A 19,483-nucleotide genomic window follows, 5' to 3' on the forward strand; every position below is an offset into this window, starting at 1 on the left:
GACCCAGTCCGCGTTTCCCAGCCGGCTGGGTTTTTTTGTCCACAGCGAAGAACATGATCCCACCCCAATCCGTCGGCGTCGTCGCCCCGCAGCGGGAACGCTTCACCGATCCGCTGGCGCTGCGCAGCGGCCGCACGCTGCCCGAATACGAACTCGTCTTCGAAACCTACGGCGAACTCAACGCGTCGCGCAGCAACGCCGTCCTCGTCTGCCACGCGCTGTCGGGCTCGCACCACGTCGCCGGCCACTACGCCGACGAGCCCGCCCAGGTCGGCTGGTGGGACAACCTCGTCGGACCGGGCAAGCCGCTCGATACGCGCAAGTTTTTCGTCATCGGCGTGAACAACCTCGGCGGCTGCCACGGCACTTCGGGCCCGCGCTCGATCAATCCGGCGACCGGCAAGCCGTGGGGCGCGGATTTCCCGTTCGTTACCGTCGAGGACTGGGTCGACGCGCAGGCGCGCCTCGCCGACCGGCTCGGCATCGAGCGTTTCGCCGCCATCGTCGGCGGCAGTCTCGGTGGCATGCAGGCGCTGTCCTGGGCGCTGCAGTTCCCCGAGCGCATCGGCCACGCGGTGCTTATCGCGTCCGCGCCGCGGCTCAGCGCGCAGAACATCGCGTTCAACGAGGTCGCGCGCCAGGCGATCCTGACCGACCCCGACTTCCATAACGGTCATTACTACGAGCACGGCGTCGTGCCGGCGCGTGGCCTGAAGCTCGCGCGGATGCTCGGCCACATCACCTACCTCTCCGACGACGCGATGGCCGACAAGTTCGGCCGCACGCTGCGCCACGGCAAGGCCGTCTACAGCTACGACGTCGAGTTCGAGATCGAGTCCTACCTGCGCTACCAGGGCGTCAAGTTCGCCGGCCATTTCGACGCGAACACCTATCTGCTGACGACGAAGGCGCTCGACTATTTCGACCCGGCGTTCGAGCATGGCGGCAACCTCGCCGCGGCGCTGGCGCGCGCGACGGCCGACTTCCTCGTCGTATCCTTCACGACCGACTGGCGCTTCCCGCCGGCGCGCAGCCGCGAGATCGTCTATGCGTTGCTGCACAACCGCCGCAACGTCAGCTACGCCGAGATCGAGAGCGACGCCGGCCACGACGCCTTTCTGCTCGACGAAACGCGGTATCACGCGCTGCTCGCCGCGTACTTCGACCGCATCGGGGTTTAAAGATGGCCTACCGTTACGACCACGAGATCATCACGCAGTGGATTTCTCCCGGCGAGAAGGTGCTCGATCTGGGCTGCGGCGACGGCAGCCTGCTGAAACACCTCGTCGAAGTCCGGCAGGTGCAGGGCTATGGCGTCGAGAATGACCCGGAGAAGCTCCTCGCGTGCGCGAAGAACGGCGTCAACGTGATCCAGATCGACATGGAGAAGGGGCTCGCCGGCTTCGAGGACGGCTTCTTCGACCACGTGATCATGAGCCTGTCCCTGCAGGCGATGCACAACACGCAGGGCATCCTCGCGGAAATGCTGCGCGTCGGCCATGAGGCGGTCGTGAGCTTTCCGAACTTCGGCTACTGGCGCCACCGCCAGAGCATCCTCAACGGCCGCATGCCGGTGTCGGAAAGCCTGCCGCACCAGTGGTTCAACACGCCGAACGTGCGCTTCTTCACGATCGCCGACTTCGATGCGCTGTGCGAGATGAACGGGATCGTCGTGCGCGAGCGCCTCGCGTTCGACGACAGCACGCTGATTCTCGACGAACCGAACTTCCTCGCGAGCGTCGCGGTATATCGGCTCGGCCGGGGCGGCTGAGCCCTCTGCCGAAGCGGAAAGCCGGCTCCCCGAAAGGCGCCGGCTTCCACCGGGCCGGCCGGCGCTACCGGATCGTGTAGTTGCCGATATCCACGGTGATCACCGGCCGCCCGAGCGCCACCAGCGTCGCGGCCGCGAACTGCCGCGCCCATTCGGAAATGAGCTTGAAGTGGTCCTCGCCGCCGTACTTCGCGACGTTCAGGATCATGTCGAGCACGAGGATCTTTCCCATCGGGTTCGACGGCGAACATTCGAGCGTCTCGAACTCCTTCGCGAGCCACGCCCGGGCCTGCTCCTTCGTCAGGTTCGCGGTGTCGGCGTCGGGCACCGTCACTTCGTATTCGCGGTCAGGTCCGTACGACACGATCACGTACTGGCTCATTCCAGTCTCCTCCCAGTGTCCAGGCGTTATGTTGAAAACGGCATTCTCGGGTCGCTCCGGCTCCGCAGGCAAGCCCCGCGATCGGTCGGGACGCGCGAGCAGGGCAGGTGCCGCCAGGCGCTGCGGTCCAGCCGCTGTCCTGAACGTGCCCGCCGGTTGGGGATTGGGGGACTCGGCGACCCGTGCGGAAATCGAGCGGACCCGTCGCATCGCACGATCCCGCGTTTTCCGCGCCGGACGCCGGCCGCGATCTGGGATAATGCCGGCGTTCCTTCGCGAAAAGCCGCCCGTGCCTTCTTTCTCCCGTCCCGCGTGGCTCGCCGCGCTGCTGAACCGCCGGATGCTGATCTGCGTCTTCACGGGCTTCGCGTCCGGCCTGCCGCTGTACCTGCTGCTGAACCTCGTGCCCGCCTGGCTGAAGACCGAGGGGCTGTCGCTGAAGGCGATCGGCGCGTTCGCGCTGATCCAGTTCCCCTACACATGGAAGTTCCTGTGGGCGCCGCTGCTCGACCGCTTCGGCATCCTGCCGTGGCTCGGGCGTCGCCGCGGCTGGATGCTCGTGACGCAGCTCGGCCTGGTCGCGGCGATCGCGTGGCTCGGCCAGGTGTCGCCGGTGGAACACCTCGGCCTCGTCGCCGGGCTGACGGCCGCGATCGCGCTGCTGTCGGCGACGCAGGACATCGCGCTCGACGCCTTCCGGCGCGAGATCCTGCCGGAAATCGAGCTCGGCCTCGGCAACGCGATCCATGTGAACGCGTACCGCATCGCCGGGCTCGTTCCCGGCTCGCTGTCGCTGATCCTCGCGGACCGCCTGCCGTGGGGAAGCGTGTTCCTGATCACCGCGCTGTTCATGCTGCCGGGCGTCGCGATGACGGTGCTGTCGAAGGAACCAAAGGTGGTCGCCGGAACGCCGCGCACCTTGCGGGCCGCGGTCGTCGAGCCGTTCCGGGAGTTCTTCGGCCGCCACGGCGTGCGCTCGGCGCTGCTCGTGCTCGCGTTCCTGTTCCTGTACAAACTCGGCGATTCGCTGTGCACGGCGCTCGCGACACCGTTCTATCTCGACATGGGCTACACGAAGACCGACATCGGCATCGTCGCGAAGAACGCCGGCCTGTGGCCGTCGGTCATCGGCGGCATCCTCGGCGGGCTGTGGATGGTCAAGCTCGGCATCAACCGCGCGCTGTGGCTGTTCGGGCTCGTGCGGATCGTCACGATCCTCGGCTTCGTCTGGCTCGCGTGGCTCGGGCCCGCGCCGTCGGACGCGGGGCGGCTCGCGATCCTCGCGGTCGTGATCGGCGGCGAAGCGGTCGGCGTCGGCCTCGGCACGACGGCCTTCGTCGCGTACATGGCGCGCACGACGCACCCCGCCTACACCGCGACGCAGCTCGCGCTCTTCACGAGCCTGATGGCGATGCCGCGCACATTCATCAACGCGTCCGCCGGCTGGCTCGTCGAGCAGATGGGCTGGTACGACTTTTTCTGGGCCTGCTTCCTCCTCGGGATTCCCGGCATGCTGCTGCTGCTGAGAGTCGCCCCGTGGAACGGCGAACCGCGCGCGATCGCGGCTGAGCCGGAGCGGGCCTGAGGCCCGAAATCATGAACGATAAACTCTGCGTCGACACTGCCGATCTGCTGATCGACGCGGCCGGTGTCCTCGCTCGCCGACTCGCCGAGCTGCGTTTCGCGCTGCCGGTGAGCCACGTCTACAACCCCCTCGACTACGCGTGGGACGTGCACGAGGCCTACCTGCGCCGCTACGGCCGCGGACGCAAGCGCGTCGTCTTCGTCGGCATGAACCCCGGTCCATTCGGCATGGTGCAGACGGGCGTGCCGTTCGGCGAGATCGAAGCGGTGCGCGACTGGCTGGGGCTCGACGGCGCCGTGCGCCGTCCCGAGGTCTGCAACCCGAAGCGTCCGATCGAAGGCTTCGACTGCGCCCGCTCCGAAGTCAGCGGGCGCCGGGTATGGGGCCTTTTCCGTACGCGCTTCGGCTCGCCGGAAGCCTTCTTCGCCGACCATTTCGTCGCGAACTACTGCCCGCTGGCGTTCTTCGACCACGGCCGCAACCTCACGCCCGACAAGCTCCCGGCAGCCGAGGCGCAGCCGCTTCTTGCCGCGTGCGACGAGCACCTGCGCGGCGTCATCGACGCCCTCGAGCCCGAGTGGGTGATCGGCGTCGGCGTCTGGGCCGAGGGCCGCGCCACCGAGGCGCTCGCCGGCCGCGGGCTGCGCATCGGCCGTATTCTTCACCCGAGCCCGGCGAGCCCGGCGGCAAACCGCGGCTGGGCCGAGGCGGCGACGAAGCAGCTCGTCGCGCTCGGCGTCTGGCCCCCGATCTGAAACCTCCCGAGGACTCCGATGAAGGCAATCCACGAACTGTTCGAGAACAACCGCAACTGGTCCGAGCGCATGCGCGAGGAGGATCCGGCCTTCTTCCGGCGCCTCGCGAACCAGCAGTCGCCCGAATATCTGTGGATCGGATGCTCGGACAGCCGGGTGCCGGCGAACCAGATCATCGGCCTCGCCCCGGGCGAAGTCTTCGTGCATCGCAACGTCGCAAACGTTGTCGTGCATACCGACCTGAACGCGCTGTCGGTGATCCAGTACGCCGTCGATGTGCTGCAGGTCAAACACATTCTCGTCGTCGGCCACTACGGCTGCGGCGGCGTCGGCGCGGCGCTGACGAACCGGAGGCTCGGGCTGATCGACAACTGGCTGCGCCACGTGCAGGACGTTCGCGACCTGCACGAACCGCTGCTCAGTGCGATCGAGGCGCCGGCGGAGCGCGTGAACCGGCTGTGCGAGCTGAACGTGATGCAGCAGGTCGTCAATATCAGCCAGACCTCGGTGTTGCGCGAAGCCTGGGAGCGTGGCCAGCAGGTCATGATCCACGGCTGGTGCTACAGCGTCGCGAACGGCCTGGTGAGCAATCTCGACGTCAGCGCGGCGAGCCGCAGCGAGGCGCTCGAAGGCTACCGCGACGCGGTCTCGCGGCTGCGCGCACAGCGCCTCTGACGCTTCCCGCCGCGATGCGGATCGGGATCGACCTCGGCGGCACGAAGATCGAAGTCGTCGCGCTCGACCGGCACGGCGGCGAACTGCTGCGCCGCCGCGTGGCGACACCGCAGGGCGACTACCCGGCGACCGTGGAGACCGTCGCGGCCCTCGTCGAAGCGGCGGAGCGGGAAATCGGTGCGACCGCGAGCGTCGGCATCGGTACGCCGGGTTCGCCGTCGCCGCGCGACGGGCGCATTCGCAACGCGAATTCGACCTGCCTGAACGGCCGCCTGCTGCTGCACGACCTCGCGGCCCGTCTCGGGCGGGAACTCCGGATCGCGAACGACGCGAACTGCTTCGCGGTGTCCGAAGCCGCCGACGGCGCGGGAGCGGACGCGCAAACCGTGTTCGGCGTCATCCTCGGCACCGGGGTCGGTGGCGGCATCGTCGTGCGCGGGCAGCTGCTCGTCGGTGCCAACGCGATCGCCGGGGAATGGGGCCACATGCCGCTGCCGCTCGCCGAAGGCGACGATCTGCCGTTTCCGGCCTGCTATTGCGGCCGTCGCGGCTGCATCGAGACCTACCTGTCCGGCCCCGGCATGGCGGCCGATCATGCGCGAAGGACGGGCCGCACGATGACGGCGGCCGGGATCGCGAGCGCAGCGCAACAGGGCGACACCGAATGCGAGGCGACGCTCGTGCGCTACGAGGACCGACTCGCGCGGGCGCTTGCGGCGGTGATGAACCTCCTCGACCCGGACGTGATCGTGCTCGGCGGCGGCCTCTCGCGGCTTGATCGCCTGTACCGCAACGTGCCGGGCCACTGGGGCGCGCACGTGTTCTCGGATTCCGTCGTCACGCGGCTCGTGCCGAGCGCGCACGGCGACTCGTCCGGCGTCCGCGGCGCGGCGTGGCTGTGGCCGGCGACCTGACCGTCAGACGTCGAGCGGATCGATATCGAGCTGCCAGCGCAGCTCTCGGCCGACGCGCTGCCCGCGCAGCATCCTTATCCAGCGGCCGACGAACTCCTGCAGCACGCTGCGCGCGTCCGCTTCGACGAGGAGCTGGGCGCGCTCGCGCCGCGCGAGCCGCGTCAGGCGCATCGGCACCGCGTCGAAGACGCGCAAGCCTTCCGGCGCGGCGTCCTGCGCGAGCCGCTTCGCGTGCGCGAGGAAGGCCATCGCGTCGTCGAGCGCCGGCGCGTCGGCGCGCAGCATCGCCTGGAACGTGAACGGCGGGAAACCGGCTTGGCGGCGCTCGTCGAGCGCGCTCGCGGCGAACGCGTCGAAATCGTGGCGCACGAGGCAGCGGTACAGCGGATGGTCCGGGTACTCGGTCTGGATCAGCACTTCGCCGGCGAGGTGGGCGCGGCCGGCGCGTCCGCCGACCTGCATCAGCTGCTGGAACAGCCGCTCGGGCGCGCGGAAATCGGCCGCGTGCAGCGACGCGTCCGCGCCGACGACGCCGACCAGCGTGAGGTTCGGGAAGTCGTGCCCTTTCGCCATCATCTGCGTGCCGACGAGGATGTCGGCGTCGCCGACGGCGATCCGCGCGAGCAGGCTTTCCCATTGCGTGCGGGTGCGCGCCGAGTCGCGGTCGACGCGCAGCACGCGGGCGGCCGGGAACAGCTCGGCGAGCCGCGCCTCGATGCGCTGCGTGCCGCGCCCGAACGGCTGGATATCCTGGTTGCCGCACACCGGGCACGCGGGCGGGATGCCGTGGTCGCAGCCACAGTGGTGGCAGCGCAGCCGGCGGTCGGCGAGGTGCACGACGAGGTTCGCCGAACAGTGTGGACACTGGCTGACCCAGCCGCAGGACGGGCACGACAGCACCGGCGCGTAGCCGCGGCGGTTGAGGAACACCAGGCTCTGTTCGCCGCGTTCGAGCCGGGTCGCGATCGCCGCCTGCAACGCCGGGCTCAGGCCCTCGTCGAGCCGCAGCCGCCGCGTGTCGATCCGCCGCACCGTCGGCAGCGCGCTCGCGATCGCGCGCGCGGTGAGCCGCAACCCGCGATACCGTCCCTCGCGCACGTGCTGCCAGCTTTCGAGCGACGGCGTCGCCGAGCCGAGCACGACCGGCACGGCGCGCTGACGCGCGCGCCACACCGCGATGTCGCGCGCCGAATAGCGCACCCCTTCCTGCTGCTTGTACGACGCGTCGTGCTCCTCGTCGACGAGGATCAGGCCGAGGCGCGGCAGCGGCGCAAAAACCGACAGCCGCGTCCCGAGCACGATGTCGGCGTGCCCCTCGAGCGCCTGCACGAAGCCGCGCGAGCGTGCGCCTTCCGCGAGGGCCGAATGCAGGCTGACGACGTTCGCCGACGGGAAACGTCCGGCGACGCGGGATTCGAGCTGCGGCGTCAGCGCGATTTCGGGCACGAGCATCAATACCTGACGCCCTGCCTGCAAGGCACGCGCGGCGAGCCGCAGATACACCTCGGTCTTGCCGCTGCCGGTGACGCCGTGCAGCAGCCACGGCACGAAACCGGGCGGGGCGCCGGTGACCGCGTCGACCGCCGCGAGCTGTTCGGCGGTCAGCTCGGGCAGTCCCCCCGGCCTGCACTCGGCGGGATCGGACGCCTTCACCGCGGCGATCCAGCCGCGCCGCAGCGCGTCGCCGACGCTTTCCCCCGAGGGAAGCGCGCGCGCGACGCTGCGCCGCACGACGCCGGCCACGTTCAACTCCCCCAGCAACGACAGCGCCCGGCTGGCGCGGCGGTCCGCCTCCAGCGCCGCGCGTCCCTCGTCGGTGAGCGCCAGCAGCGGGTCCGCGTCCCGGTCGCTGACCGCATCGGCCCGCCGCAGGCCGGGCGGCAGCGCGAGCGCGATGACCTCGCCAAGCGGCGCATGGTAGTAGTGCGCGACGAAGCCGACCAGCTCGAGCCAGTCCGCCGGCAGCGGCGCGACTTCACGCTGGATGTGCCGCACCGGCTTGAGACGCGAGGGATCCACATCCGAAGCCCCCGGCAGGCCGACGATCACGCCGCTCTTCTCGCCCCGCCCGAACGGCACCCGAACGCACCGCCCGAGGTCCCGCACCGTCGCATCTTCCGATGTGTAATCAAAGAGTTGCAGGAGCGGAACGGGGAGCGAAACGCGGACGATCGGCATACGGGCGTGCTCTCGTTCGCCGCTTCCTGTTCAATTTCAACCACTTGCGGCGGGAACTTAAGTCGATACTTGGAAAAGGCCACTAAATGCCTAACGGAGAACCCTTAGCGGCCTTGTCCACATATTCTGTGGATAACTTTGTGAGCAGCTTGGGTGAAACGCCGTGAACCCGGCGCCGAGCAAGCCCTTCTGTCACTTTGCCTTAACAGTAGGCAAAATGTTTTTTCTTAATTTACAAACACTTAGTAAAACGTTACGTTCGCACTATCTGTCTCGCATGAAGCCGGCACCCGGAACGGGTTGATGTGCATAAGTCAAGCTACCGAGAAAGATTTTGTTCTTGACAGCCGAGAGCCGAGAGCCGCCGGATACCCGGCGCTCGGCCCTCCGCGACGTTGAACGGACCGCCGGAAAAGCCGCTGTTCCCGTCGCGGACGTGCAGGGCAGCCGACGACGATTTCAGGATCGTGGGGCGCTGCACCGAACTTCGGAGGCCGCAGCCCGAGTCCGCCGACTACCCGGTGCCAGGTTCGCACGACACCGCCAAGGAGCGGACGTCCGCCGGGCAGCGACGGCAACGCCGGCAACCGCGGCATCTCCGTCCTGCTGCGGCAGCATCAGCCGCCGCTGCGCAGCTTGCGGCTGTGCTCGTGCACGGTGTCGACGAGCACCGACACGGCCTCGGGCGGCGTGAATTGCGAGATCCCGTGGCCGAGGTTGAACACATGGCCGGGGTGGGGCCCGAACGCGTCGAGAACACGCTTCGCCTCGGTCGCGATCGCGTCCGCGGGGGCGAACAGGATCGACGGATCGAGGTTGCCCTGCAGCGCCACCTTGTCGCCGACGAGGGCGCGCGCACGCCCGATGTCCATCGTCCAGTCGAGCCCGACCGCATCGCAGCCGATCGCCGCGATGCTCTCGAGCCACAGGCCGCCGCCCTTCGTGAACACGATGTTCGGCACGCGGCGGCCGTCGCGTTCGCGCGTCAGGCCGGCGATGACGCGCTCAAGATAGCGCAGTGAGAATTCGCGGTACGCGGCTTCGGAGAGCACGCCGCCCCATGAGTCGAACACCATCACCGCCTGCGCGCCGGCTTCGATCTGCGCGTTGAGGTAGGCGACGACGGCGTCGGCGGTAACGGCGAGGATGTGATGCAGCAGGTCGGGGCGACTGTAGGCGAGCGTCTTGATCTTGCGATAGTCGTCGGACGAACCGCCTTCGACCATGTAGCACGCGAGCGTCCACGGACTGCCCGAGAAGCCGATCAGCGGGACGCGCCCGTCGAGCGCGCGGCGGATCTCGGCGACGGCGTCCATCACGTACTGCAGTTCGACGTGCGGGTCGGGCGCGGCGAGGTTGCGGATCTCCCACTCGTCGCGCAGCGGGCGTTCGAAGCGCGGGCCTTCGCCCTCGGCGAAATACAGCCCGAGACCCATCGCGTCGGGCACCGTCAGGATGTCCGAGAATAGGATCGCCGCGTCCAGGTCGTAGCGTTCGAGCGGTTGCAGCGTGACTTCGCACGCGAGAGAAGGGCTCTTGCACAGATTCAGGAAGCTGCCCGCGCGCCGACGCGTCTCGCAATACTCCGGCAGATAGCGCCCGGCCTGGCGCATCAGCCACAGCGGCGTGTATTCGGTCGGCTCGCGCAGCAGCGCGCGCAGGAAAGTATCGTTCTCGAGACGGCTCACGTTCGCATCCTTTTGTCTGCCGGTTCGGCAAACCGCGATTATCCGTGTTTTCGTCCGGCATGCCGACCCCGGAGTTCCCGCCCCCGCGCGCGGGCAGCGCCGTCAGCGGCGCCAGAACACCGGCGTGAGCACGACGAGGAGGGTGAAGATCTCGAGGCGGCCGAGGATCATCGTGAAGGCGAGCACGCCGGTCTGCACGTCGGTGAGGATCTGGTAGTTCGACGTCGGGCCGATCTCGCCGAGCCCCGGGCCGGTGTTGTTCAGGCACGCGACGACACCGGAAAACGCGGTGATGATGTCGAGCCCGGTCGCCGACAGCACGAGCGTCAGCGACACGATTGTGACCATGTACATGAAGCTGAAGCCAAGCACCGCGTGCAGGACGTCCTCGGACACCGGCTGGCTGCCCAGCCGGACCGGGTGCACCGCCTGCGGGTGCAACGACCGCACGATGCCGCGGAACACCTGCTTGTAGAGGATGATCGCCCGCATCATCTTGATGCCGCCGCCGGCGGAGCCCGAACAGGCGATGAAGCTGCCGAGAAACAGCATCCAGATCTGCGCGAACATCGGCCACAGTGTGTAGTCGTAGGTCGCCAGCCCGAGCGATGTCGACATCGACACGACGTGGAAGGCGACGTAGCGCAGCGTGGTCAGGAAATTGGGATGCGCGCCGAATTGCATCAGATAGACGCTCAGACCGAGGACGCTGAGCGCGAGCACGCCGAAATAGAAGCGCAGCTCCGGGTCGGCGAGGTAGGGACGCGGGCTGCGGCGGATCAGCGCGAGATAGTGCGTCGCGTAGTTGAGGCCGGCTAGTAGCGCGAACGTGATCACGACGAGGTCGACCGAGACGTCGTTGAAGTAGCCGAGCGAGGCGTCCTTGCTCGAGAAGCCGCCGAGGCCGGTGACCGAAAACGCGTGGATCAGCGCCTCCCAGCCGTCGAGTCCCGCGAGCCACAGGCTCACCGCACACGCGGCGGTCAGCAGCGAATAGGTGAGCCACAGGCCTTTCGCGGTTTCGGTGATGCGCGGCGTGAGACTGGACTCCTTCATCGGCGTCGGCACTTCCGCCTTGAAGAGCTGGCGCCCGCCGATGCCCAGCAGCGGCAGGATCGCGACGACGAGCACGATGACGCCCATGCCGCCGATCCAGTGCATGAACGTGCGCCACAGGTTCACCGAGATCGGCATCGCGTCGAGCCCGCGCAGGATCGTCGCGCCGGTCGCCGTCAGCCCGGACACCGCCTCGAAATACGCGTCCACCGCGGAGAGGTTCGGCAGGTAGCTCGCGAGCGGAATCGCGCCGAAGATCGGCGTGACGATCCACGTCAGCGCGACGAGCAGGAAGCCGTCCCGGGGGCGGAGGTCGCGGCGGACGCCGCGCGTCGGCAACCACAGCAGCAGGCCGGCAGCGCCGGTGATCAGGACCGCGTGGTCGAACGCGCGGGTCGCATCGTCGCCGAGAAAAAACGACACCGCGAGCGGAAAACCCATCAGCAGGCCGAAGATCAGGACGATCAGGCCGAGCGCGTTGAGAACCGGGAAGTAGCTTCGCATGGCTTACAGGAACGTGAAGCCGACCTGGAACAGTTTCTCGACTTGCCGAACCAGCTTCTTGTGGGTGCAGAACACGATCACGTGGTCGCCACCTTCGATGACGGTGTCGTGATGCGGAATCACGACCTGCCGGCGCATCACCTTGCCGTCCGGACGACGTTCGTCGCGCACGATCGCCCCGATCGTCACTCCTTTCGGCAACGCGACGTCCTGGATCTTGCGGCCGACGACCTTCGAGTCCTTCTCCGAACCGTGCGCGATGATTTCGAGCGCTTCCGCGGCGCCGCGGCGCAGGCTATGGACCGCGACGACGTCGCCGCGGCGCACGTGCGCGAGCAGCGAGCCGATCGACGTCTGCGCGGGCGAGATCGCGATGTCGATCGGGCCGCCCTGCACGAGATCGACGTAGCTCCGGCGGTTGATCAGCGCCAGCGTGCGGCGCGCGCCCATCCGCTTCGCGAGCGACGTGGACATGATGTTGTCCTCGTCATCGTTGGTCAGCGCCACGAAGAGGTCGATCTCGTCGATCCCTTCGTTCTCGAGCAGTTTTTCGTCGGTCGAGTCGCCGCGCAGCACCAGCGCCCGCGACAGCTGGGTCGCGATCACTTCGGCGCGCAGCTTGTCGAGTTCGAGCACCTTGACGTTGTATTCGGTCTCGATCGAGCGCGCGAGCCGCAGCCCGATGTTGCCGCCGCCGGCGATCATGATCCGGCGCATCGGCAGGTCCGAGCGGCGAAGTTCGCGCATCACCTGGCGGATATGCACCGTCGAGGCGAGACAGAACACTTCATCGCCCGGCAGGATCATCGTGTCGCCCTCGGGAATCAGCGCTTCGCCTTCGCGGTAGATCGCCGCGATCCGCACTTCGACGTTCGGCATGTGATAGCGCAGCGCCTTCAGCGGGTGGCCGACCAGCGGTCCGCCTTCGAACGCGCGCACGCCGATCAGGCTGACGACGCCTTCGGCGAATTCCAGCACCTGTAGCGCTTCGGGAAACGCGATCAGCCGCTTGATGTAATCGGTCACGATCTGCTCGGGGCAGATCGAGAAATCGACCGCGAAGTTCTCGTCGGACAGCAGCTCGGGGTGGTCGACGAAATCCGTCGAGCGCAGGCGGGCGATGCGCGTCGGCAGGTTGAACAGCGTCTTCGCGACGCGGCATGCGCAGAGGTTCGTCTGGTCCGACTGCGTCACCGCGATCAGCAGGTCGGCGTCGTCGGCGCCGGCTTCGCGCAATACGGTCGGCGAAGCCGCGTTCCCGCGCACCGTGCGCAGTTCGAGCCGGTCGCGCAGGATTTCGAGGTGTTCGGCGCTGGTGTCGACGAGCGTGATGTCGTTGGCTTCCGATACGAGGTTCTCGGCCACCGAGGCGCCGACCTGGCCGGCGCCGAGAATGATGATCTTCATCGTGGGCGAATGCGCGGATCAGGATTCACGGCGGCGGACGGGCGGCGTCGCCGCGTCGCGCGTGGCGTTGCTGCATTGCACCATCGTCAGTGCTCCTCGTTTTTGCGACTGGTCTGCAGCCCGAGCTGCTTGAGCTTGCGGTAAAGATGGGTGCGCTCCAGACCGCTTTTCTCGGCGAGCCGCGTCATGTTGCTGCCTTCGAGCCGCAGGTGGTGCTCGAAATACAGGCGTTCGAATGCTTCGCGCGCCTCGCGCAGCGGCTGGTCGAGCGACACGCCCGCGCTGCCCTCGGTCGTCGGCATCAGCAGGCGGCGCACGTCCGCCAGGCAGATCTCCTCCTCGAGCGTGCCGAGTGCGAGCGACTTCACCGCCGCGCGCAGTTCCGTGTAGCCGCCGTTCCACGCCTGCGCGCGCAGCGTATTCAGCGCGGCGGTGGAAAACTGCCGCCGCGGCACTTCACCCGCCTCGACCAGATGCAAAAGCAATTGCGCGGCGAGCTCCGGCAAGTCATCGCGGATGTCGGCGATCGACGGCGGCGCGAGGCTGACCTCGAACAGCCTCGCGACGAGCGACTCGTCCCAGCCTTCGCGGGCCAGCGCGTCCATCGCGTGGTCGGTCGCGACGACCAGCCTCAGGTCGTAACGGTCCAGGCGCTCGAGCGCGAACGCGAGATTCTTCTGCTGCGTCCGCGACAGCCGCGACAGCTCCGAGACGAACAGCACCCCGCCGTGGCAGGCCTGCAACTGATTGACGTCGAGCGGCGGCGATACGGCCGACAGGTCGAGCCACGGCGCGCCTTTCGCCTGAAAGCTGTGCGCCGCCAGTTCGGCGAGGCTGCCGCTTCCGACGCGCAGCAGCAGCACGCGCGAGTTCGACGCGACCTGCTGGACGAGTCGCTGCAGCTCGCGCAGCGGCACCGAGCGCGTGAAGGCCGCGAGCGTCAGCGGCGACGGCGTTCCCGGCGCGGACGGGCGCTGCAGCCCGCGCTTTACCGCCGCGAGCAGTTTCTGCAGGCCGATCGGCTTTTCGAGGTAGTCGATCGCGCCGATGCGCGTCGCCTCGACCGCGGTGTCGATCGTGCCATGGCCCGACATCATCACGACCGGCATCGTCAGCTGCCCGTTCGCCGACCATTCCTTCAGCAGCGTGATGCCGTCGGTGTCGGGCATCCAGATGTCGAGAAGGACGAGATCGGGCCGCGCCTCGTTGCGCGCGCCACGCGCGGCAGCGGCGTTTTCGGCGAGGATGACGTCGTGACCTTCGTCCCTGAGGATTTCGAACAGCAGCTCGCGGATGCCGACTTCATCGTCGACGATAAGTATTTTCGCCATATCACTTGTCGCTGATTGGTATCGCGGCCCGCAGCCGGATGCGCACTTCGGCGCCGCCAGTCTCCGGGTTCGCGAGGCGGATGTCGCCGCCGTGCTCGTCGATGATCTTCTTCACGATCGCCAGGCCGAGGCCGGTCCCGCGGCTCTTCGTCGTGAAGTACGGTTCGAACGCGTGCGTCAGCAACTCCGCAGGAAATCCCGGGCCATTGTCGCCGATCACGAGCGCGACGCGGTCGCCATCGTGGCGCGTGACCAGCGCCACGACGCCTTCCGCCCGTCCCGCGACCGCATCTTCGGCGTTCTGCAGCACGTTGTGAATCACCTGGCGCAGCTGGCTTTCGTCCCCGGCGACAAGCGGCAGCTTGCGCCCGAGCTCCGCCCTCACCATCACCGGCGAGCTTTCGTAGAGATTCAGCACTTCGGCGACCAGCGCGTTGAGGTCGACCCGGCCCATCACGGGGCTGGGCAGTCTCGCATAATCGCGGAAGCCGTTCACGAGATTCTTCATCGCTTCCACCTGGTTCACGATCGTGCGCGTGGCACGCTCGAGCGTCTCGCGCCCTTCGCCGTCGAGCCGGTCCGCGAGCTTGTACGCCAAGCGCTCGGCCGACAGCTGGATCGGCGTCAGCGGGTTCTTGATCTCGTGCGCGAGGCGGCGTGCGACCTCCGCCCACGCGGCGGTCCGTTGTGCGGCGATCATCCGCGTGATGTCGTCGAACACGACGACGAGCCCGCCGCCGGACGCGGCGGGCAGTCGCGCGCCGTGGATCAGCAGTGTCTGCAAGCTCGCGTCCTTCCCGGTCAGTTCGAGCTGCTCCTGCCAGTCACCTTCGTTCTCGCCGAGGCCCTTCAACAGCGCGTCACGGAAACGCTCGTGGCGCGGCCAGTCGCGCAGATCGAGGTCCTCGAAGCCCTGCAGTTCGTCCTGCAGGATCGCCATCGCACCGGCGTTCGCGGCGCGCAGCGTCCCGCTCGCGGCGAACGCGAGCACGCCGGTCGACAGGTTCGCGAGCACGCTTTCGAGATAGGCCCGGGCCGACTCGACCGCCGCGCGGTTGCGCTCGGCCGAGTCGCGCGCTTCGACGAGCTGCCGCGTCATCCGGTTGAACGACTGCGTCAGGACACCGAGTTCGTCGCGCGCAGGCAGCGCCTGGCGCGGACTGAGATCCCCTTCGGCGACGGCTTGCGTGCCTTCGGCGAGGATCAGCAGCGGCGCGACGAGCCGCCGGGTCAGCACGAACGCGACGGCGACCGCTGCGAGCAGCGCGAGCAGCAGGGTCAGCGTCAGCGTCAGCGTGTAGATGCGCCTCAGGCCGGTGCGCCCCAGCGTGAGCTGCTGGTATTCGCGGTACGCCTCCTGGACGGCTTCGGCGTGGCGCCCGAAAGTCTGCGGCACCGGCTGCGTGAGCTGGAGGTAGCGTGACTCGACGCTCAGCGCGCGCGACGGAATCGGCACGACGACGCGTATCGTCAGCGCGCCGCCCGGCTGGGTATCGACGATGTGATAGCGCTGCGCTTGGCGCGCCTGACGCAGCTGGGAAAGCGTCGGCACTTCAGGCAGGAAGCCGGAAAGCTCGGACGACGCCGTCACGAGGATCTGCGCGGCGCCGTCGATGACCGTCGCGCTGCGGACGCCGGCCCGCTCGCGTAGGCGGTTCAGCAGCGCCGGCGACAGCGGGTCGGCGATTTCGAGTTCGAGCGCCATGTCCTGCGCCTTGTCGGCGACCTGCGACGAGAGGTAGTCGAGCGCGTTCTGGCCGAGCGCGATGCCTCCTTCCAGCGCCGAGTCCACCCGGACGTCGAACCACGACTCGATGCTGCGGACGACGAACTGCAGCGACATCGCGTAGACGACCATCCCCGGCACGAGCGCCATCAGCGCGAACATCAGCATCAGCCGGTACTTGATGCGGGACCCGAACTCGCGCGCGCGGTATTCGCGCCACAGCACGCGGAGCTGGAAAGCGACCAGCCCGCCGAGCACGACCGCGACGGCGCCGTTGATTGCGAGGAGATACGGGTAGCTCTTCGCGAACAGGTCGGTATTCGCGCTCGCCGACGCGAGCAGGAACAGCGAGATCCCCGCGATGGCCGCGACGACGACGAGCAGCACCCGCCTCATCGTCCGCCTCCTGCAAGAAAGGTCCAGTGCAGCCAGTCGGTGCCGAGATTCCAGTCGCGGCTGCCGATCGCGGTTACCTGGAAGGGCTTCGGCAACAGGCTGGTGTCAAACTGGAATTTCAGTGCCGCATTGTAGGAGACGCCCGATTCGAGCGCATCGATCGGCACGATTTGCCAGCTCCGGATGCGCAGCATCGTGCGCACCGCCGCGTCCAGCGTGTCGAAGCTCTGGTGGAAGTTGCCGACCGACAGCCGGTAGCTGCGGCTGATCGCATGGTACGACAGGCGGAAATCGAGGCTGCGCTCCGCGACTACCTCGTCGAGCCAGTACCAGCGATCGCGTTCGATGACGAAATCCGCGGTGAAGTACAGCGATACGCCGCGCGACACCGCATCGGCGAGCCGCGGGTTAAGAGCGAGATCGATATCGGCATTGACGACGTAACCCTCCTCGCTCGGCACGATCTCGGCATAGCTGATGCGGCCGTCGCCGAGCGCCGGCAGGGACGCGACGGCCAGCAGCAGGGCCAGCAGCGCGGCGCGGCTACGCCTGGCGATGCTTGCGAAGGAGCGCGTAAAAGAAACCGTCATGGTCCGCGTCGGGCAGGAGCTGTTGTTCGGGGTCATTCCCGATCGCCTCGCGTTGCGCATCGGGGTGCCCGGCCAGGAAGCGTGCGATCTGCGCGGCGTTCTCGTCGTCGAACACCGAGCAGGTTACATAAAGCAGCTTTCCGCCGACCGCGAGCGTCGGCCACAGTGCTTCGAGAATTTGCGCCTGCTGCGCCGCGAAACGCGGAATGTCTTCGCGGCGGCGCAGCCACTTGATGTCGGGGTGGCGGCGAGCCACGCCGGACGCGGAGCATGGAACGTCGGCGAGGATGCGGTCGAACGGCCGGCCGTCCCACCATTCGTCGACACGGCAGCAGTCGACCGTCTTCACCTCTGCCGCGAGTCCGAGGCGCACGAGATTCTCGTGGATGCGCCGGACGCGCGCCGGATCGAGTTCGAGCGCGACGAGTTCGACATCCGCGGTCTCGAGGATCTGCGCGGCTTTTCCCCCTGGCGCGGCGCACGCGTCGAGCACGCGCTGCCCGTCCGACAGATCGAGCCAGCGCCCGGCCCACTGGGCGCCGGCGTCCTGCACTGAAACGCGCCCGGCCGCGAAGCCCGGAAGCGCGGTGACGGCGACCGGGCGGTCGAGGACGAGCGCGTCGTTGGCGACACGACGACAGTCGATCCCTTGTGCGCGAAAATCGGCTTCGATCGCGTCGACGCTCGCGCGGCGCCGATTCACGCGCACCGCCATCGGTGGCCGTCGGTTACCGGCTTCGAGTGCGGCCTCCCACCGTTCGGGGTACCCGGCGCGCATCCGCCGGATCCACCAGTCCGGGTGGCGATAGCGCGCAGCCGGGTCGCTGTCCTGCAGCCGCTGGAAGGCCTCGGCGTCGCGCAAACGGTTGCGCAATACGCCGTTGACGACGCCCTTGAGCCCCGGCGCCAGCGCGGCGGCCGCTTCGACGGTCTGGTCGACGATCGTGTGAGCCTGCTCGGGTCGCGTCGCCAGACGGTACAAGGCGACCAGCAGCAACGCATGAAGCGTCGCCGGCAGGGGCTTGTGCAACAGCTCGCGCAACACGACGTCGCCGCGACCGTAATCGCGGAGGGTGCCCCACGCGAGGTCGCGAACCGCGCCGCGCGTGCCGTCCGGCCAATGCGGATGGCGAGCCAGCAGCCGCTCGTAGGCATCCGTGAGGTTACGACCCTCGAGCACAGCGGCGACGAGTTCGGCGGCCTGGGACAACGCGAAAGCGAGGCTTTCCGGCGCAAGTGCGGGAGAACCTCTGACGGAGCGGGAGCGGGACGTCACGAGTGTTTGGGATACCGGTCGGAAAGCGCGCCGCTCGTAGCGAAACGTCGAGCGCGGCGCGAAGATAAGTTGGCAACGCCGGTGCGGCGCGAAGTAAGGAAGCTATTGTAATACCGCGGCAGCGATCCTCCGCAGATCGGGCGCGACGCGGGGACGTCGCGAGCCAAATCGACGACGGGGTTTCGGTGAGAGGCAATGACAAGACCAGGGGGCCGCCACTGCCACTTTGGTCTTCGGGAACTGCGGCCTGCGTGCGCAGCGCGGTCTATTACTGTTTCACGTGAAACGCAGCGCCGGCGATCAACTCGCCTGAGTCAGAAGATCGTAGGCCACCTTCGCGATCAGCACGCACACGACTCCGAGGAACATCTTGCGCACGAACCTTACCCCGTGACGCAACGCGAGACGCGAGCCGACCAAAGCACCCGCCAGATTGCAGGACGCCATGACCGCCGCCGCCTGCCACAGCAGCTCGACATTGAACGCAAAGAAGGCGATCGCAGCAACGTTCGTCGCGACATTGATGATTTTCGCCGTGACCGACGCGCGCAGAAAATCCATATGCAGGAGCCTGATCAGGAGAAAGATCAGGAAGCTCCCGGTGCCCGGACCGAAGAACCCGTCGTAGAACCCGACCCCCCCGCCAATCGCCACCGCAATTGCCGCGCCGCGGGGCACCTCCTGCTCGCGATCCTCGCCGACACCGAAGTCCTTGCGGACGAAGGTGTACACCGCGACCACGGCCAGAAGCGCAAGCACCAGCGGCCTGAGGATTTCCGGCGAAAGATAGGCGACCGCGCGCGCCCCGAACCACGAGCCGGCGAGCGCGGCGAGCGCGCCGGGAAAAGCGATCCGCCAGGGAATGGCAACCCGCCGGGCGTACTGCACCGCCGCGCTCGCGGTGCCGACGATCGACGCCAGCTTGTTCGTGCCGAACAGCGTCGCGGGCATCGCGGAGGGAAAGGCGACGAAAAGCGTCGGAATCTGAATCAGTCCGCCGCCCCCGACGACCGCGTCGACGAGCCCGGCAAAGAACGCGGCGAGGCCGAGCAGCGGTAGGAGGTGGTCGATGTTTTCCATTCTGTTCTGGTTTCACGTGAAACCGGATTTGAACTGCGCCGCACGCCGTTTCACAAGCCCTTCACTCGAATCACTCGCTGACGGGACGTTCCGTCACGAAAGGAACATACGACCGCGAACGCTGCCCTGCCGCGCAACAAACCCGTCCGACATCCCGGAAAGGGTCAAT

At 67.9% G+C, this 19,483-nt stretch carries 16 protein-coding genes; 6 read left to right on the forward strand and 10 right to left on the reverse strand.

Annotation, left to right across the window (positions count from 1 at the left end; all coding sequences use genetic code 11):
• The first annotated feature begins 53 nt into the window (after positions 1-53).
• Together metX and metW are read left to right on the forward strand one after the other, a co-directional pair.
• The gene (gene metX, locus V6M37_RS08000) at positions 54-1,181 is read left to right on the forward strand and encodes a homoserine O-succinyltransferase MetX (RefSeq protein WP_332672130.1); all 1,128 of its coding nucleotides are present in this window, start codon (positions 54-56) and stop codon (positions 1,179-1,181) included.
• A 2-nt stretch (positions 1,182-1,183) separates the two neighbouring features.
• A complete protein-coding gene (metW, locus tag V6M37_RS08005) occupies positions 1,184-1,771 on the forward strand; it encodes a methionine biosynthesis protein MetW (RefSeq protein ID WP_332672131.1) in 588 nt (195 codons plus the stop codon).
• A gap of 64 nt (positions 1,772-1,835) precedes the next feature.
• Here the strand turns inward: metW and V6M37_RS08010 are convergent, their stop codons facing one another.
• The gene (locus V6M37_RS08010; protein WP_332672133.1) at positions 1,836-2,153 is read right to left on the reverse strand and encodes a hypothetical protein; all 318 of its coding nucleotides are present in this window, start codon (positions 2,151-2,153) and stop codon (positions 1,836-1,838) included.
• Between the two features lie 289 nt (positions 2,154-2,442).
• Here V6M37_RS08010 and V6M37_RS08015 point away from each other — a divergent pair, with 289 nt between their 5' ends.
• From V6M37_RS08015 to V6M37_RS08030, 4 genes are read left to right on the forward strand one after another with little or no spacing between them, the layout of a single operon-like run.
• Positions 2,443-3,738, forward strand: a complete 1,296-nt coding sequence (locus tag V6M37_RS08015) for an AmpG family muropeptide MFS transporter (RefSeq protein ID WP_332672134.1) — start codon at positions 2,443-2,445, stop codon at positions 3,736-3,738.
• Between the two features lie 11 nt (positions 3,739-3,749).
• A complete protein-coding gene (locus V6M37_RS08020; RefSeq protein WP_332672136.1) occupies positions 3,750-4,493 on the forward strand; it encodes a uracil-DNA glycosylase family protein in 744 nt (247 codons plus the stop codon).
• An 18-nt stretch (positions 4,494-4,511) separates the two neighbouring features.
• Positions 4,512-5,168 (forward strand): carbonate dehydratase, encoded by a 657-nt coding sequence (can, locus tag V6M37_RS08025; RefSeq protein ID WP_332672138.1) that lies wholly within the window; start codon positions 4,512-4,514, stop codon positions 5,166-5,168.
• Between the two features lie 14 nt (positions 5,169-5,182).
• Entirely contained in the window at positions 5,183-6,082 is a 900-nt protein-coding gene (locus V6M37_RS08030) for an ROK family protein (RefSeq protein ID WP_332672140.1), read from the forward strand.
• 3 nt (positions 6,083-6,085) lie between these two features.
• On the opposite strand, the gene V6M37_RS08035 is transcribed toward V6M37_RS08030, so the two are convergent.
• The 9 genes from V6M37_RS08035 to V6M37_RS08075 form a co-directional block, all read right to left on the reverse strand.
• A complete protein-coding gene (locus V6M37_RS08035; RefSeq protein ID WP_332672142.1) occupies positions 6,086-8,260 on the reverse strand; it encodes a primosomal protein N' in 2,175 nt (724 codons plus the stop codon).
• 617 nt (positions 8,261-8,877) lie between these two features.
• Positions 8,878-9,948, reverse strand: a complete 1,071-nt coding sequence (gene hemE / locus V6M37_RS08040; protein ID WP_332672144.1) for a uroporphyrinogen decarboxylase — start codon at positions 9,946-9,948, stop codon at positions 8,878-8,880.
• A gap of 102 nt (positions 9,949-10,050) precedes the next feature.
• Positions 10,051-11,508, reverse strand: a complete 1,458-nt coding sequence (locus V6M37_RS08045) for a TrkH family potassium uptake protein (RefSeq protein ID WP_332672146.1) — start codon at positions 11,506-11,508, stop codon at positions 10,051-10,053.
• Positions 11,509-11,511: 3 nt separating this feature from the next.
• Entirely contained in the window at positions 11,512-12,915 is a 1,404-nt protein-coding gene (trkA, locus tag V6M37_RS08050) for a Trk system potassium transporter TrkA (protein ID WP_332672148.1), read from the reverse strand.
• Between the two features lie 86 nt (positions 12,916-13,001).
• Positions 13,002-14,246: a sigma-54-dependent transcriptional regulator gene (locus tag V6M37_RS08055; RefSeq protein WP_332672150.1), complete on the reverse strand. Its 1,245-nt coding sequence runs from the start codon at positions 14,244-14,246 to the stop codon at positions 13,002-13,004.
• Between the two features lies 1 nt (position 14,247).
• A complete protein-coding gene (locus V6M37_RS08060) occupies positions 14,248-16,368 on the reverse strand; it encodes a sensor histidine kinase (protein ID WP_332672152.1) in 2,121 nt (706 codons plus the stop codon).
• The gene (locus V6M37_RS08065) at positions 16,365-16,958 is read right to left on the reverse strand and encodes a DUF4390 domain-containing protein (protein WP_332672178.1); all 594 of its coding nucleotides are present in this window, start codon (positions 16,956-16,958) and stop codon (positions 16,365-16,367) included. The genes V6M37_RS08060 and V6M37_RS08065 overlap by 4 nt, the downstream gene beginning before the upstream one ends.
• Positions 16,912-18,168 carry a 16S rRNA (cytosine(967)-C(5))-methyltransferase RsmB gene (rsmB, locus tag V6M37_RS08070; protein WP_332672154.1) on the reverse strand — a complete coding sequence of 419 codons (1,257 nt, stop codon included), beginning with the start codon at positions 18,166-18,168 and terminating at the stop codon, positions 16,912-16,914. The genes V6M37_RS08065 and rsmB overlap by 47 nt, the downstream gene beginning before the upstream one ends.
• Before the next feature lie 366 nt (positions 18,169-18,534).
• Positions 18,535-19,314 carry a sulfite exporter TauE/SafE family protein gene (locus V6M37_RS08075; RefSeq protein WP_332672155.1) on the reverse strand — a complete coding sequence of 260 codons (780 nt, stop codon included), beginning with the start codon at positions 19,312-19,314 and terminating at the stop codon, positions 18,535-18,537.
• Positions 19,315-19,483 lie beyond the last annotated feature (169 nt).

The sequence above is a fragment of the Aromatoleum sp. genome (assembly GCF_036675785.1).
In the GTDB taxonomy this organism is placed as follows: domain Bacteria; phylum Pseudomonadota; class Gammaproteobacteria; order Burkholderiales; family Rhodocyclaceae; genus Aromatoleum.